The 15,220-nt window shown below is 57.2% G+C and carries 13 protein-coding genes, 1 tRNA gene and 1 pseudogene; 4 read left to right on the top strand and 11 right to left on the bottom strand.

The annotated features are described in order from the left end of the window. Window positions 1–29 precede the first annotated feature (29 nt). From JAO29_RS03715 to JAO29_RS03685, 7 genes are all read right to left on the bottom strand, one after another. Window positions 30–1,268: an ABC transporter permease gene (locus tag JAO29_RS03715; protein WP_334266829.1), complete on the bottom strand. Its 1,239-nt coding sequence runs from the start codon at window positions 1,266–1,268 to the stop codon at window positions 30–32. A 5-nt stretch (window positions 1,269–1,273) separates the two neighbouring features. Further along, window positions 1,274–2,530, bottom strand: coding sequence for an ABC transporter permease (locus tag JAO29_RS03710; protein ID WP_334266828.1), 1,257 nt, complete (start codon window positions 2,528–2,530; stop codon window positions 1,274–1,276). A gap of 109 nt (window positions 2,531–2,639) precedes the next feature. Next, window positions 2,640–3,212, bottom strand: a complete 573-nt coding sequence (locus tag JAO29_RS03705) for a 3-hydroxyacyl-CoA dehydrogenase NAD-binding domain-containing protein (protein ID WP_334266827.1) — start codon at window positions 3,210–3,212, stop codon at window positions 2,640–2,642. Beyond that, window positions 3,209–3,394: a hypothetical protein gene (locus JAO29_RS03700; RefSeq protein ID WP_026385910.1), complete on the bottom strand. Its 186-nt coding sequence runs from the start codon at window positions 3,392–3,394 to the stop codon at window positions 3,209–3,211. The genes JAO29_RS03705 and JAO29_RS03700 overlap by 4 nt, the downstream gene beginning before the upstream one ends. Before the next feature lie 33 nt (window positions 3,395–3,427). Then, window positions 3,428–5,005, bottom strand: coding sequence for a 4-alpha-glucanotransferase (gene malQ, locus JAO29_RS03695; protein ID WP_334266826.1), 1,578 nt, complete (start codon window positions 5,003–5,005; stop codon window positions 3,428–3,430). 150 nt (window positions 5,006–5,155) lie between these two features. Next, complete coding sequence (locus JAO29_RS03690) at window positions 5,156–7,132, bottom strand: peptidyl-prolyl cis-trans isomerase (RefSeq protein WP_334266825.1); 1,977 nt, start codon at window positions 7,130–7,132, stop codon at window positions 5,156–5,158. Between the two features lie 255 nt (window positions 7,133–7,387). Continuing rightward, window positions 7,388–8,629, bottom strand: coding sequence for a BON domain-containing protein (locus tag JAO29_RS03685; protein WP_334266824.1), 1,242 nt, complete (start codon window positions 8,627–8,629; stop codon window positions 7,388–7,390). A 157-nt stretch (window positions 8,630–8,786) separates the two neighbouring features. Here JAO29_RS03685 and JAO29_RS03680 point away from each other — a divergent pair. Further along, window positions 8,787–8,863, top strand: a tRNA-Met gene (locus JAO29_RS03680). Window positions 8,864–8,958: 95 nt separating this feature from the next. Here the strand turns inward: JAO29_RS03680 and JAO29_RS03675 are convergent. Then, window positions 8,959–9,705 (bottom strand): zinc finger domain-containing protein, encoded by a 747-nt coding sequence (locus JAO29_RS03675; RefSeq protein ID WP_334266822.1) that lies wholly within the window; start codon window positions 9,703–9,705, stop codon window positions 8,959–8,961. Here JAO29_RS03675 and JAO29_RS23395 point away from each other — a divergent pair. Beyond that, a pseudogene (locus JAO29_RS23395) lies at window positions 9,686–9,736 on the top strand (hypothetical protein); the annotation flags it as partial. The gene JAO29_RS03675 and the pseudogene JAO29_RS23395 sit on opposite strands and share 20 nt — an antisense overlap. Window positions 9,737–9,754: 18 nt before the next feature. Here the strand turns inward: JAO29_RS23395 and JAO29_RS03670 are convergent. The 3 genes from JAO29_RS03670 to JAO29_RS03660 are packed head-to-tail and all read right to left on the bottom strand — an operon-like array spanning window position 9,755 to window position 11,691. Then, window positions 9,755–9,988: a hypothetical protein gene (locus JAO29_RS03670; RefSeq protein WP_334266821.1), complete on the bottom strand. Its 234-nt coding sequence runs from the start codon at window positions 9,986–9,988 to the stop codon at window positions 9,755–9,757. A gap of 12 nt (window positions 9,989–10,000) precedes the next feature. Further along, entirely contained in the window at window positions 10,001–11,056 is a 1,056-nt protein-coding gene (locus JAO29_RS03665; protein ID WP_334266820.1) for an NAD(P)/FAD-dependent oxidoreductase, read from the bottom strand. After that, complete coding sequence (locus JAO29_RS03660) at window positions 11,053–11,691, bottom strand: TetR/AcrR family transcriptional regulator (protein WP_334266819.1); 639 nt, start codon at window positions 11,689–11,691, stop codon at window positions 11,053–11,055. The genes JAO29_RS03665 and JAO29_RS03660 overlap by 4 nt, the downstream gene beginning before the upstream one ends. 621 nt (window positions 11,692–12,312) lie before the next feature. Between JAO29_RS03660 and JAO29_RS03655 the strand changes: the two genes are divergently transcribed. Both JAO29_RS03655 and JAO29_RS03650 read left to right on the top strand, forming a co-directional pair. Then, window positions 12,313–13,464, top strand: a complete 1,152-nt coding sequence (locus tag JAO29_RS03655; RefSeq protein ID WP_334266818.1) for a tetratricopeptide repeat protein — start codon at window positions 12,313–12,315, stop codon at window positions 13,462–13,464. Window positions 13,465–13,546: 82 nt separating this feature from the next. Next, the gene (locus JAO29_RS03650) at window positions 13,547–15,211 is read left to right on the top strand and encodes a chloride channel protein (protein WP_334266941.1); all 1,665 of its coding nucleotides are present in this window, start codon (window positions 13,547–13,549) and stop codon (window positions 15,209–15,211) included. Window positions 15,212–15,220 lie beyond the last annotated feature (9 nt).

Here is a 15,220-nt window from a genome sequence, read left to right as displayed (position 1 = left end):
ATTTTGCGCAAAAAAAGGGGGGGGAGGGGCTACTCGTACCGCAGAGCTTCGATCGGGTCGAGGTTAGCCGCCTGGATAGCTGGAATCATCCCGCTGACAACCCCCACCAGCACCAGCACCGTCGTCGCGACGATGACGATGTTGGGTGAGATCAGCAGGTAGATATCCGCCGCGCTCGCGTTCGAGGCGATGGCGCTGTAGAACGTAATGCCGCCCACCACCTTGCTTACGGTAAAGGCGAGCGCGATGCCGCCCAGACCGCCGACCGCGGTAATCACCAGCGCTTCAGCGAGGAACTGGAAGAGGATGTGACGCTTTCGGGCTCCCAGAGCCTTTTCGATCCCGATCTCGCGGGTCCTCTGCTGGACGCTCACCAGCATGATGTTCATCAGCCCGATCCCCGCGATACCGAGCGTGAGCACGCCGATAAACAATAGCAGCGCCTGCAGTCCCAGCGAGATCAGGCGAAACTGGGAAAGCTGCTCCATGATATTGGCGACGAAGACCGCATTGCGGTCCGTGGGACGAAAGCCGTGCACGGTGCCAAGCTCGTTCCTCAAGGCTCGTTCCACGGCCTTGTGATCGCCCTTGTAGCTCATCCACATTCCGTCCAGGTATTTGGTGTCCTTGATATCCCCCATCGTCGGGAACGGAATGTAGCTGATGCGGTTGATGTTGTCATCGCCCTCCTGCATCTTTGGCTTGAGGACGCCGATCACCTCGAAACTGATGCCGTTGATGTGGATCTTTTGTCCGAGCGGAAACATCCCTGAGAAGAGTTTGGTCTTCGCCTCCGCCCCGATGACAGCGACGTGATTGCGCTGCTGCATGTCTGCCGCAGAGATGAACCTGCCCTGGTCGATCTGGATGTTCATGATCTCGGACAGCTCTGGCGTCACTCCATCGACCTCCCAGGTGAAGGAGTGAAGGTCATTCTGTACAGGAACCTGCTTCCAAAGCATCGGGGAGACGTGAATGACGCCTGGAACGGTCTCTTCGACGCGCTCGACATCGTCCTGTTTAAAGCGAACCTTGATGCCCGCCTTTGCTCCTCCGGCCTGCTCGCTGGTGGTCCCGGGAAAGACGCCGATCATGTGCGTTCCCCACTGCGCGAAGATCGCCTCGAAGGCTCGTCCGAAGCCCGCGCCGTAGGCCAGCAGAAGTACGACGGTAGCGATGCCCCAGGCCATTCCGACAACCGTGATTGCGGTTCGCCTGCCGTTGAACCGCATGGCCTCCATCGCCTGCAGGAAGATGTCCTTGATCATTCGGGCTATTCCTTTCTGAGCGCCTCAACCGGCTCGAGCGCAGCGGCCTTGCTGGCCGGATACAGCCCGGCGACGACTCCGCAGAGAACGAGCGTGCCCATCGCCATCGCCGCGGACCAGGGAACGAGCCGCGGCGGATCGAAACCCATTTGATTGTTCCCCATCGCCTTGCCCAGGGCAAACATTAGCGTTCCGGCCCCGACGATGCCGATGATGCCGCTCAGGCTCGTCAGCATCAGCCCCTCCAGGAAGAACTGAGTCAGGATACTTCGCTTGGTCGCGCCGAGCGCCTTTCGCAGGCCGATCTCCTTGGTTCGCTCAGTCACCGTGACCAGCATGATGTTGATGATCCCGACGGCTCCCAGCGCGAGAGTGACAATCCCGACGCCGCCGAGAAAGACATCCATCGCGGTGAAGATGAGTCCAACCGTCCGCTCAGACTTGATGGTGTCCCACTCTTCAAAAGCATCTTTAACAGCGGGATCGAAGCCATGCCTCTCCGCGATAATTCGATGCACCTCGGCCTTGGCTGTCTCATTCAAATCGGGAGTGGAAGGCTGATACTGAATGGAAGTGACGGAGTCCTGCGGAATATTCTCCCCTGTCATCGGGAAGAGCTCGAGCATCGTCGACAGTGGGATGTAGAGCCTCTGGTTGTCGCTGTCGTTGTTGCCTCTGCCGATCTTCTCGGCGACACCGATGACCTGAAATCTCGCCCCGTTGATGGTGATGAAGGCTCCGAGCGAGGGGCGACCTGGGAAGAGCAACTTATTATTCTTCTGTCCCAGAACGACCACTCTTCGGCGCTGGGCTATGTCATCTATGTTGAGGAATCGTCCCTGGGCGACTGGGATGTGACGAATCTGGGGATAGTTCGCCTCAACACCCATAACCGATCCGCCGGAGCTTGAGAATTCACTGACCTGCTTGAGGTCGCCTCGATTGATGAAGGCGGTCACATTCCGGACGTGCTGTGCCTGCTCACGGATTGCCGCCGCGTCGGCTACAGTCAGCTTGTAAGGCCGCATCCCGGTATGCTGATTCGCCATGGCCGGGATTGTGCCGCCCCAGGTCATGATGACATCGTCCCCGAGCTGGGCCAGACTGCGACGCTGCCCGGACCGGAACCCCTCACCCAGACCAACCAGGAGCAGCAGCGAAGCTACTCCCCAGGCGATTCCGAACATGGTCAGGAAAGACCGCAGCTTATTGGCTGCTATCGAGCGGAAGACCTGGGCGAAGATGTCCACAAGGGCGCGCATGACGATACTTTGACTTGAATCTCAGTGTTCGGTTACGCAAAGGCGAACGAAAGAGTTCCACTTGTGACGAAACATCCAGAAATAAGCCCTGACTGACCTCGCCGTCCGGTCAGGCTATGTTTTTCGTGAGGGCTGCGGATTCAGGATCGGCCGTGCTAACGGGAGAGACTCCAAGTCTGGTGAAGAAAGCTTCAACAGATGTAAGAACAGAAGGTCTTATAGAGGGAGGAAAGAGGATCTCCACCGAGCCGCCAGCAGACAGATCGCCGCGGATTGCCAGGCAGCGATCAGGACGGTAGACGCAGGATGCGAGATCGGTGATGCTCAACGCGACGCTCGGTGTACAGAGAATCGTCTTTGGCGGAGCCATCCGGTCGGCCATGCTGAAGATCTCGAGCTTTGATTCGAGCTCGTCGGGAACGAAGTCGATTGCGATGTCTGCTTCACGAACGGCGCCTTCGACCGTGGAAGCCAGTTCGAGCTCGCCGTATCCTCCGCGCAGGCTGAGATCGGAATACTCCATCTCAGCCGCCCGCAGATTGGAGGGCATTACATCTTCGAGAACAACATAGAAACCGGCGCTTGCGCAGGCCATCGCAAAGCTGCGGCCTGCCTTCCCTGCTCCGATCACTGCGACCACACGGATCGCGGGATCGGACTCAGGAACCGGCGTTTGAATCACTTCTTTCCTGCCACTGCGGCGAGCACGGAATCATAGCTGGGATCCGCGTGTTTGATGTGTTCCGCAACCCGTTGCCGCTCCTCTTCCGTCAGCGAAGGCAGGACGGCAAGGATGCGCCGCAGCGTCACCGAGATATCGTCAACGTAATTCATGGTACGAATGGCTTCGCCAGAGAGAGGCATGGATGCTCCTGAGTTTGAGATTACCGCTCTAGTCTAAATCTTCTGCGTACTCTCTGCCGAAGAGGACATCACCTGAATTTGAGGAGGTTGTTCCGTGACGTAGCCATCACGGTCTGTCATCTCCATAAGCTCTGCGAGCTGAACAGCAAAATCCTGATGAAGGGCGTCGAAGTCGAATCGCCAGGACCAGTTCCCATTGCACGCCGCGGGAATGTTCATCCGAGCTTCGCTGCCGAGATGAAGAACGTCCTGCATGGGGAATATGCAGATATTGGCTACGGAACGGGCCGCCGCGCGCATCAGCGCCCAGACGATCTCACCTTCGTGCCGTATCGTCTGCAGATAGTTTTCGACGTTCTTGCGCTCGGTGGGACTTGTAGCTTCGCGCCACCATCCCAAAGTGGTGTTGTTGTCATGAGTGCCTGTGTAGACGACGGTATTTGGAACGAACTCATGCGGCAGATGAAGGTGTGAGGCTCGATCTGCGAAGCCAAACTGGAGCACTCTCATGCCGGGCATGTTGAAATGCTCCCGCAGCTGCTCCACTTCCGGAGTGATCAGCCCGAGGTCTTCAGCCACGAAAGGAAGATCGCCGAATACAGACTTGAGCGTGTCAAAGAGTTCCATTCCCGGAGCCTTTACCCAGATGCCGTTGACTGCAGTCTCCTCTTCCGCGGGAATGGACCAGCACGCATCGAACCCGCGGAAGTGATCGAGCCGGATCATGTCGTACAGCGTCAGAGAGCGGCGAATTCGCGCTACCCACCAGTCGAAGCCCCGGTCAGCCAGCGTCTGCCACTTGTAAAGCGGATTTCCCCATCGCTGACCGGTCTCAGAAAAGTAATCCGGGGGGACTCCGGAGACGCGAATCGGCTGCCTCGTCTGATCGAGCTCGAAGATGTCCGGATTGGTCCAGACGTCGGCGCTGTCATAACTGACAAAGATGGCGACGTCCCCAAGAATCCGGATATCACGATCCGTACAGTATTTTTTGAGGGCACACCACTGCTCGCTGAAGAAGAACTGCATGACCTGTTCGATGGCGAGCTCGTGTGCCGCCTCTTCTCGTACCCGCGAGAGGGCATCCTCATGCCGATGCGCAAACTCCTCTGGCCATTGATTCCAGCTGGCAAGGCTGAATCGACGTCGCAAGACCGCGTAGAGCGCGTAGTCGGCCAGCCAGGAGGTGTTCTTCTGTGAGAAGTCCTGGTAGCGGGCACGGTCCGCGTGGGAGGCATGCTCAAGAAAATTGCGAGCTGCCTCTTGGATGAGCGGGAGCTTTTGGAGAGCAACCCTTTCGAAGTCTACCGGGCCATTGTGACCGGCAAGACCTTCGATTCGTTCCCTGGCGAGCCAGCCGTGTTCAACCAGCACTTCCAGACTGATCAATAGTGGATTCCCAGCGAAGGCCGAGAGCGCTGAATAAGGAGAGCTGCCGTAACCCGTCGGACTGAGCGGAAGAACCTGCCACAGGCGCTGTTTCGCTTCAACGAGAAAGTCCACAAAGGCATAGGCTGCCGGACCAAAGTCACCCACTCCTCCGTAGGACGGGAGTGAAGTAACATGCAGCAGAATTCCAGACAACCTTGCCTCGCTCACCAGACCACCCATTGTGCCCCCCTGGAATGAAACGATGCCGATGAAGAAGGCATCGCGAGTCCCCTTTCAGATATTCAGACTGTGACACGTCTGATGCTAAAAATCGCGGGCCCGTTCTCCAGGAGTACGGACCCGCGATTTCGACTTTACTGTGACTGCAGTTTAGCTGCCTGATGGAAGCGACGGTGCAGCAGGCTGCCGTTTGGAGTAGCGAATCGCGCCAGCCTCTTCATACTTCTTGGTGAGGTCTCCGACGTAAACGCGGAAGAGCTCGTCGCGCTGCTGGTTGAGCAACTGCTCCCGCGTCTGATCGAAGTTCTTGGCGATCTCGTCAGCCGTAGGTTCCTGCTTGTCCGTCAGGCTCAGTACTACGCCTGCCTGACCCATGTTGATGGGACCGGAGATCGTGCCCTTGTTGAGAGTAAAAGCAACGGACGCTGGGCCACTCATCGATCCGATTTCAGGAACCTGCGCGTCGCGCCCGACAAGGTCGCTCGTCTTGACAGGGATATTCATCTCGGCGGCAGCTTTCTTAAGATCGTTGAGGACCTTCGCACGATCGTCAAGCTTGTTGAGCTGGGAATTCAGCAGTACAGGCAACTGCTGTTCGCGGTAGTCCTCGAGGATGTGCGTCTTGTACTCCGCGAACGTGGGGGCATGAGCAGCCTTGATATCCGTGACCTGGAAGACAGCAAAACCGTCTCCCGTCGAGACTGCGGCCGGGTCTGCGTTCTTGACGACAGAGAATGCCTGAGTCAAGAGAGCGGATCCATCGGAAAGCCCAGCGATGACTCCATCCTTCGCCAAATAATCGGTGGTGACAACCTTCAGTCCGCGAGAGGATGCAGCCTTATCAAGGCCATTCTTCTTGGCGTCGGCTGCAAGCTGAGAGGCATAGGTCTGCTCTGCCGCTCCGACGCGTTGCTGCTCAAGGATGGGAACGATCTCAGCTTTCACCTCGGAGAGCGGCCGAAGGTGAGCGGTCTTTTTATCCTCGACCTGCAGAATGTGATAACCGAACTGCGTCTTTATGACGTCAGAGGTCTGTCCGGGAGCCAGACTGAATGCGACCTTGTCGAACTCGGGAACGGTACGGCCACGGTCCAGCCAGCCAAGTTCACCTCCCTGAGTCTTGCTGCCAGGATCGTCCGAGTTTTTGCTGGCAAGCTCCGCGAAGTCCGCGCCGCCTTTGATCTGCTTTAACAGATCTTCAGCCTTTGCCTTGGCAGCCGAATCGGTCTTGCTGTCGGCACCCGCGGGAACCGCGATGAGGATGTGCCGAACCTTGACCTGCTCCTTAACCTGGAACTGCGACTGATGCTGGTTGTAGTAGGTCTGGATATCCGCATCGGAGACCTGAGGCTTGCCGCCCGGCAGGTTGGACGCATCGAAGGAGACGTACTGGATCTTCCGCGTCTCGGGAATGGCTGTCGCATAGCGTGCCTGATTGTCTTTGAAGAACTTCTCAAGGTCTGCGTCAGATGGATTGATGGTCTTGCGCAGATCGGCTGACGAGATCACAGCGTAGTCGAACTTGATCTTGGTTCCCTGCTGGAGGTACGCCTCTCGAACGGCATTGTCAGAGACGGTGACGCCACCGGTAATCAATGCCTGCAGACGCTGCAACTCCATGTCGCTCTTAATCTGAGTTTCGAAGTCGGAGCGGCTGACCTGGAAGAAGTTCTGGACGAAGTTCATGTAGGCGTCATCGCCGATATACTTTCCGCCGGGAAAGAGATACTGGGCGAAGGGGCCAGTTTCAAGCTCGCGTCGCAGGTCCTCATCGCTGACCTGGAGATTCATGCGATCCGCCTCATGCTTGAGAATCTGCCGCTGCACGAGGATCTGACCGGCGCGCTGCGTCATATAGGGCATCAAAAACTCAGGCAGATGCTGCTGCTGCAACTGACGTGCAGCAAGCTGGTTGACCTCGGTCATCTTTACTGTTGCGCTATCGACGCCCATCCGGCCCAGAAGACCTGGCTCATGCACGGTAGCAAAGGCGTTTGCATCGTTCGCGCCGGAGGTGTCGAAGACTCCAGGGACGAGCGTTATCACCATCGTGATACATGCGAAGCCGATGATGACAGCAAAGAGAATCTTCGTGATGCGGTTGTCCTGCTGCAAAATACGAATCATGCTTGACTGAAGACCTTCACTTAAAAAACGCCACCGTCGTACACAAGTGTGCGGCCGCCCGGAATTTGCGGAACCAGAACATAAGCCACAAGAGCTTGCACTGGATGCAGGGCAAGGAACAAGTATAAATCACCGGGAGAGTGGATTCGAAGTCCTGCTGGCGCAAATGGCCTCGAGAACTCAGCAGCGGCGGCGTGAAGCGATCCGGACGAAGAGTACCAACGACTTCGTGGCTCTCCTTGTCCGGATGGAAAGTTACCGATAGTAGGGATAGTAGCGGTAGGGATAATAGGCCGGACCATAGTAGTAAGGCGGCGGGGGTGGCTGAGGCGGATAGTAACGCCGGCGCAGTGACTGGACGTTCGCTGGGGGTGGCAGTCCTGCGCCAAGCCTGTCGAGTTCAGCCTGTGACACCGTCGTGAGAGCGGTTTGCTGAGCCAGTTGAAAAGAGACAATCGCCTCCGACGGGAGTGCGGCCTCTCCCTGCCGCGAGGCGGACGAGATGCCCAGACCTGCAATGGCGCCTATACCCGCACCCAGCAGAGCTCCTGGACCGCCGCCTGCAATGGCGCCGATGGTCGCACCTGCGGCTCCAAGCCCGACGGTCGTCCCAACGGTCTGACCGGTCTTGTCATAGCCCTGATGGAACCATGGAGTTGTGGCGAGCGAGTAAGGGTGCCCTTCCAGAATCACCTGCGACAGCTCAAGCGCAATTCCGCCTCGCCCTCGCAGATCACCTCCGGGGTGAGCATCAGCGACATGGCCCTGGACGGTAGCTCCACGAGGGATGGCCACCATACCGTCTGCCAGAACATCGTTCAGAACGATGCCATCGAAAGGATCTCCCGGCTGAACGTGCCGACTATCCATCGGCTGGTTGATCCTCACACGAATAGCGGTTCCCGCAGGAAGAACGACTGACCGGCCCGCCTGCTGCTGCACTCGATAAGGGGCCCGGGGCGCCGGGGGGTAGGACGGCGATGCGGGCGGATAAGCTGGATATCCTGCTTGCGGCTGAGAACGATCCATCGGAGGCTGCGCCTCTTGTGGGACTGGAGGTGACGCAGGTGGAGGTGGATAGCCAGCTTGGGGCGCAGATGAGGTCGAACTGCCGTCTGGAGCGGTGGACGTCTCAGTTCCCTGCTGCACGTTATCTTCTGGAGGTTCTGAGACTCCTGTCTGAGCGGGAGCGGGCGTCCCAATTGTCAGCTCGTCGACGACCTTCTTGACTCCAGACGTGTTCGCGACCAGCTGCTCGGCCTTGTTTCGTAAGGCTTCAGATTCAACCGAGCCCGAGAGCGTGACCGTTCCGTAGACGGTGCTAGAGCCAATTGCCTGGTCTGCCAGTTCGGGAGCGCTGGCCAGTGACTTTAAAACGCTGGCTTCGATCTGAGCATCAGGCACAGGCTTCTCTTGTGCCTGACTGACAGCGGCGGCCAAACAGATCATGAGCGTGATGCCTGCTGCACTCTTCCACCAATGATCATTGCTACCCATACTTCCGTTCCTCCCAAGGCAATGCAACCTCTATCTATAGAACGTCTTTCCGCAAGAAAAGTTACGGCCTATCGGCAATGTGATTCTTCGAGCGAGAAAGGAACCTTCCATAACGCTGACTTGTTGACCCCATGTGACACTAGCGTTATATTTAACAAGCGGGGTGGAGCAGCCCGGTAGCTCGTTGGGCTCATAACCCAAAGGTCGTAGGTTCAAATCCTACCCCCGCAACCAATTAGCGAAAACGCCAACCCCAGATAACCCCAAATAGCAGCGGTCGCCAAAACGCTTTGGGATTTATCTCCTGCGGGTGGCGTTTTTGCATGGGCCTAAGCGCTCCTCAATGCCATCTTTACCACCTCGCTGTTGGCCTCCCGCTTGGCCGTCATCAAGGCGTTTCCGTACACGTTCATCGTGGTTGAAACCTGCGCATGCCGCATCAACTTCTGCTGCACGCCGATAGGCGCTCCGGTGCTATCCAGCCAGGAACGGTAGGTAGGGCGAAACGTATGCCACCCTACGCTGCCGTACTTTCCGGCAGCATCCCACCGCTCGTCATGCAGCGGAAGTCGCTTGCCGTTCGGTGTCGGCGAGTCCTGAATACACCAGATTCCCATCCCGGCACCGCACTTCGGACAAGCCACAAGGCAGCAGCCAGCCGGACGAATGTAGTCCTGCTGCGCCGGAGCCGCATGGAAATGCCGTCCTGTCGAGGTGCTTGGGAAAACGAGGTCCAACCCCACCAATGGGGTTGAAACCCCGTTTTGTACCTCGCGTTCGGCTCCCAACCTACATTTCCAGATCAGAAGAGTCTCCGCGAAGCCGGGATCGAGCGGCAGCTCGTCCTCTGAATACTCGGTCTTGACCATCTTCAAGCGACCGTGAACGACCGCTCTAACGACCTTCATATGCAGGTTCTCGAAGTCGATGTCCTCCCATTCGAGCGCCAGAACCTCTTCGGCCCGGGGGCCGGTACACTGCGCCACCACTACCATCGTGCGGTAATGGGTCGCACATAGCGGTCTCGATCCTGCGCATGAAATATCAGGAAGCTCATTGAGGAAGGCGTCTCGCATCAGTCGCGCGGGAAATCGCCACTTAAGGAGAGCGCTTTACATGCCGGCCTTAGTCGCATCCCGCTGTGATCCCCACGCGAAAGCCTTTTTCAAAAGCCTCCTGGCTCGAAAGAAAGCCCGTTTGCAGGCACTCATTGCTGTTGCGAGGAAGTTGCTCCACGCCATATATGGAATATTCCGGAGCGGCCTGAACTATGACGGGACAAAGCTGTTTCCAAGGATCGAATTGTCCTGACACGATCTGTTCCTCATCAGAAGTGGGCCATTCCGCAATGATCCACAAACCAGAGTGCTCTCAAACCAGCATCGACTGCTGGGCGAAGATACCCGCCATCGCGCCCTGCGATGATGCCAGGGTGACCGAGGGCAAGAAGGGCGTGGCGAGGTCGCCGGCGGCGTAGATGCCGGGCATGCTGGTTTGGCGGCGCTCGTCGACCTTGAGGGCGATGCCGACGGGCGTATCGATCGTGGCGAGGCCCAGTGATTCATGCAGGCTTGCGGACGGCTTGTTGCGCGGATGGGCGAACAGGACATCGAGCGCGATATTGCGGCGGGTATCGAGATTAACGGTGGTGATATGGCCCTTGTGATGGGCGATCTCGACGATCCTGCCATCGGCGACAGGTATGTTGCGGCGCGCCAGATCGGCCTGGATATCGGGCGGAATGTCATGACCATCGGCGAAGACAGTCAACTTATCAGTCCAATCGTGGAACAGCCTGACAGACTGGTGCGACTGCGGGCCGGACCAGACGAGGCCCCAATGCTGGCCGGCGACTTCAAAGCCGTCGCAATAGGGGCAAGGCACGATGGACGTGCCCCAGCTTTCGGCAAAACCCGGAACATCAGGCATCTGGTCGGCGACGCCATAGCTCAGGATCAGGCGGCGCGCCCCAAGGCTTTCGCCATCGCCAGTGAGGACGGAGAAATGGTCGATGGCGCCGGAGACGCTGTCGGCCCGGGCACTGACCAGCCTGATCGTGGGATAACGCGCCAGCTGCTGCCGCGCCTCGGCTAGGATGTCCAGCGGTGGCTTGTGATCGTGGCCGAGCAGGCCATGCGAGTGGCCGGCGAAGCGATTGCGCGGCAGGCCGGTATCGAGAACGGCGACCGTGCGGCGGGCACGGCCGAGTTGCAGGGCGGCGGCGAGGCCGGCAAAGCTGCCGCCGATGATGATGACGTCATTCATGGTGATCGGCTCCTTGTTGTGGATAGAGAGGGTGGGCTGGGCCTGGTGCGCAATATCGTCCAGCGATACGCGCTCGATGGGGGCAGCGAGCAGGGCTTCGGCATCGGCGAGAAAGTCGCCTATCACTGTGTTGACCGGCCGGACAATAAGAGAGGGGTTCATACCCCCGCGATCACCCGGTTTTGCACGCCGCTTAATATAGTTTCGACGACCTCCTCAGCGTATAGTCGACGACTACTAAACGGAAACTTCTGCGCCGTGATCAGCACTGACGCCGCCCCATGAGCGGCTGTCCACAACACGGTACTCACAGCGAACGCGTCGCCTTGAAGCACACCTACCTTGATGCACGTTTCCACGCGGTTGAATAGTGGTCCGAAAGCCGGATTTCGCTCCTGCAAATCCTCGCGGGTTAGCTCCAACTCTCCAAGAGTTTCGACCGACAGAAACAGAATCCTGTACTCGTTGGGGTTCTCCACGGCGTACCCGATGTAGTCCAGCAGTATCTTCTTGACCGCGATAAGCGGATCCCGGTGTACGGTGGAATCGAACCGCTTGGCCACTTTTTCAAATCCTTCCAGAGCGAGTGCTGCCAGGAGGGCCTGCTTGTCCGCGAAATAGGAATAGAGCGCCATGGGCGAACATTCCATCCGCTGCGCGAGCTTCCGGATTGTCAGTCCCTGGTAGCCTTCCTCCTGGATCAGCTTGCGGGCCGCCGACAAGGTCTCATCGCGCAGTTCAGTGCGGTAGCGTTCCCTCCGCTTTTGCAGCGTTCCCTTCACTTTTGCAGAATTCATCGATACCTCTCGAAAAATCTTGAATCGATCTTTCCGTGTATATCATATTGTACATGTACGTTATTACGTTCAAGCAAGGAAGCGCTTCATGCTTTTCGAAACAGGTTCACCTGCGGCGCAAAAGTTCGTTCTCCGAATCGGCTTTGCCTTCGCATTAGGTGCGAGCATCACCGGATGCACCGTGGGGCCAAAATACCAGCGCCCATCGGTCAAGCTGCAGCCGTTTCACAACGCCCCATCCATCGAAACTCGAACCGCCTCCCATTGCCCGTCCAAACTGATCCGCAGGCTCGTGACACGTTCATCTGTCTTGTCCATGCGATCGCTGATCTTCTCTGCGATTTGCGCCGCACTGGCCTTGAGTAGCAGAATTGAAAATCCGATCGCAATTATCACTGCTCCCCCGAGAGGATGATCGAGCCAAAGCGCTCTATCCGCGCTGAGCGTTCACCGCGCGCTCTATATCGCAGCTCCTTGTCGCTGGACTCCAGCACAATGGATCTGGATTCCGTCTTCTCCTGCGCTGAGAGGTGAGTCTGCCCTTGAGACGGTACACTGGTTGAGAGTGGTCTCTTTCCTAAAGAGGGTCAAGCTTCCTAAGTGGTTCATGTCGAACAGCCGATGGCGAAGAATACCGCAACATTGACAACACGCCGCGTGATTTTCCGCGACTCCATTACTTTCCTGAGTCTGACAGCTATAACTGTTGTGCTGTTTGTTGTCACTCTGTTTCTATTTCGTTCTTTTCAGCAACACCGTACGGAGCTGGCAAAGCGCTGGTCAGATCGCGGCGTCGCAGCCTTGCAGGCTAATAGACCCGATCAGGCGGTCACCTGCTACCGGACTGCGCTGTCTTACGCACCGGGAGAACGGAGCTATGAGCTGAATCTGGCTGAGGCTCTGGCACAGGCGGGCAGGACCGAGGAGGCCTATAACTACTTCATAGGGTTGCGAGAGGCCCGTCCGGGAGATGGATTCATCAATCTGCAACTTGCTCGTCTTGCCGCAACGAAGCATGATGCACAGGGGGCCGTCAATTTCTATCGTGCCTCTATCTATGGAGACTGGGAGGGAGATGGAGCCAAACGGCGGCGCGACGTTCGACTCGAGCTTGCACGATATCTCATCAAGCAGAAGCAGCTCGGACCGGCAAAAACAGAACTGCTGGTAGTGGGAGGGAATGCTCCCGATGATCCGGAACTCGATGTGACGCTCGCCAATCTGCTGGAACAGGTGGCTGCCCCCTCGGACGCGATGGATTTTTTTCAGAAGGCTCTTGTACATCAACCTGACAATCAAATTGCACTAAGTGAGGCAGGCAGACTTGCATATCGCCGCGGGGACTATTCGACTGCCTTGGCATTGCTCGAACGAGCTGTGAAAAGGCAGCCCGGAAATGAAGAGAACACCGCACTGCTCATGAAGACCCGACGCATTCTGCAGCTTATACCCAGCGAAACCCTGAGGGCGCCAGAAAGAGTGGATCGCATTCTCATTGATCGAGCAATCGCCAAGGCCCGTTGGAACGCATGTGCGATGCAGAGCGATGTATCGCAAAATTCTCTGCAATCTTTAGCCGCCCGTTGGATGGACCCAGATGCCACGGCCAGCCGCTCTGCACTTCTCCACGATTCCGACAAACAGAAAGCCGCGTTGCAGTTGATCTACGATACCGAGATCCAAACCAGCCAACATTGTGGAGCACCCACGGGAGACGATGCACTGCTTCTTCTGCTGGCGCAATCGTCTGCAACGAAAGGGGGCAGCCATTAGCACGACATCACAGCGACCAGGCCCACCAATCGCACAGGAGTCGCTGCCACCCATTCCTGGACGCGAGGAGCGAATCTTGCTCGTGCTGTCCATCTTTATTGGCGTTATCTCCGGGCTGCTGGTCGTGTCTTTTCGCATGGCCATTGGTTGGCTGAATGTGCTGTTGCTCGGCTCTTCGCCTGGACCTCGGCAACTGAAGCTGCTGATTGTACCGACTGTCGTTGGGCTAGTCGTTGCAGTGCTGACCCGTTTCGTTTTTCCAGAGGTGCGAGGGAGCGGTATCAATCAGACTAAGGCTGCGATGTATATCCACAATGGATATATCTCGTTTCGTACAGTCTGCGGCAAATTCATCCTTTCTGCCTTAGCGATCGGTGGCGGCCATTCACTCGGTCCAGAAGATCCTTCATTACAGATCGGCGCAGGCGTAGCTTCACTCATCAGCAGAAGACTCCAGCTCTCCAAAGCTCGTATGCGCATCTTTGCACCGGTAGGTGCGGCAGCAGGCCTTGCTGCGGCATTCAACGCGCCCATCTCGGCGATTTTGTTCGTCATCGAGGAGGTCATTGGGCAATGGAGCGCAGATGTACTGGGATCAATTGTGCTCGCGACGATTTCGAGTGTAGTCGTTGCGCGGTGGTTCTGGGGACCGGAACCCATGTTCCGTGTGCCTGCCGTTACTCTGCGCGATCCGCGCGAGTTGCTGGCTTATGCAGTGATGGGAATCTTCGGGGGACTAGCCTCTCTCGCGTTCTCCAAGTCGCTGGAATATCTTCGTCCTAAATTGAAGAGTGCAACGGCTTCCGCGCAGATGTTACAGCCCGCGGCGGCGGGGTTTCTTGTAGGCTGTATCGGCTACTTCGGCCTGCCTCAGGTCATGGGGGCTGGCTACGATGTCATCGATCAGGCAATGCACGCACAGTTCGCATGGAAGATGCTACTGGTACTCGCCGTTTTCAAAATCATCGCGACGACCCTGTCATTTTCCAGCGGAACTCCCGGAGGCATGTTTGCTCCTACGTTGTTCATTGGAGCGATGCTGGGAGCGTCCGTTGGCTCGTTCGAGAAGCTCTTCTTCCCGCATCTCACAGGTTCAGTTGGGTCTTATGCTCTGGTAGGCATGGGAGTTCTTTTCGCCGCGTTTCTGAGAGCGCCGTTCACCTCGGTCTTCATGGTGATGGAAGTCAGCGGGAATTATTCAATCGTTGTACCGGTCATCCTCGCAAATACCATCGCTTATCTGATCTCGCGGTCTCTTCAGCCAGTCCCTATCTTCGAAGTCTTGACTCACGAGGATGGTCTCTATTTGCCCTCGATGGAAGAGCAACGCGAAGAGCACGATCTCCATTTAGAAGATGCTCTTAAACCAATCGTTGCCCCAATTCTCCAAGGCTCCGAAACGATATCGGAAGCGATGCGTTCGCTGGCAGACTATGGCGCGATTCAGAGTACGTCTCCGATCTTGATCCATTGTCCCGATGGCCTTTGGTATACCGCAACGAAACAGGAGTTAGATACATTAGCGACTGAGATGTCGGTGGACCAGATCGCCTTCAATACCGCTCGCCTCAATGAGAAACTCGGAGCAGAGCGGACTCCTCTCCTCTTTCCCGATTTGCCCTTATCGAGCGCACTCCCGCATTTTCACCGCTGGCCACTGCTTCCTGTTACCAATCGCGCTCTTCGTGGAGCCCTGGAAGGAGCCGTTTCACTTAAGGATGTACTTGAACGCTACCAACAGCGTTGATGTTGTCCT

It is taken from the genome of Edaphobacter sp. HDX4, from assembly GCF_036877565.1.
In the GTDB taxonomy this organism is placed as follows: Bacteria; Acidobacteriota; Terriglobia; order Terriglobales; family Acidobacteriaceae; genus Edaphobacter.
The sequence above is the reverse complement of the archived record's forward strand: the minus strand, read 5'-3'. Positions and strand labels throughout refer to the sequence as shown.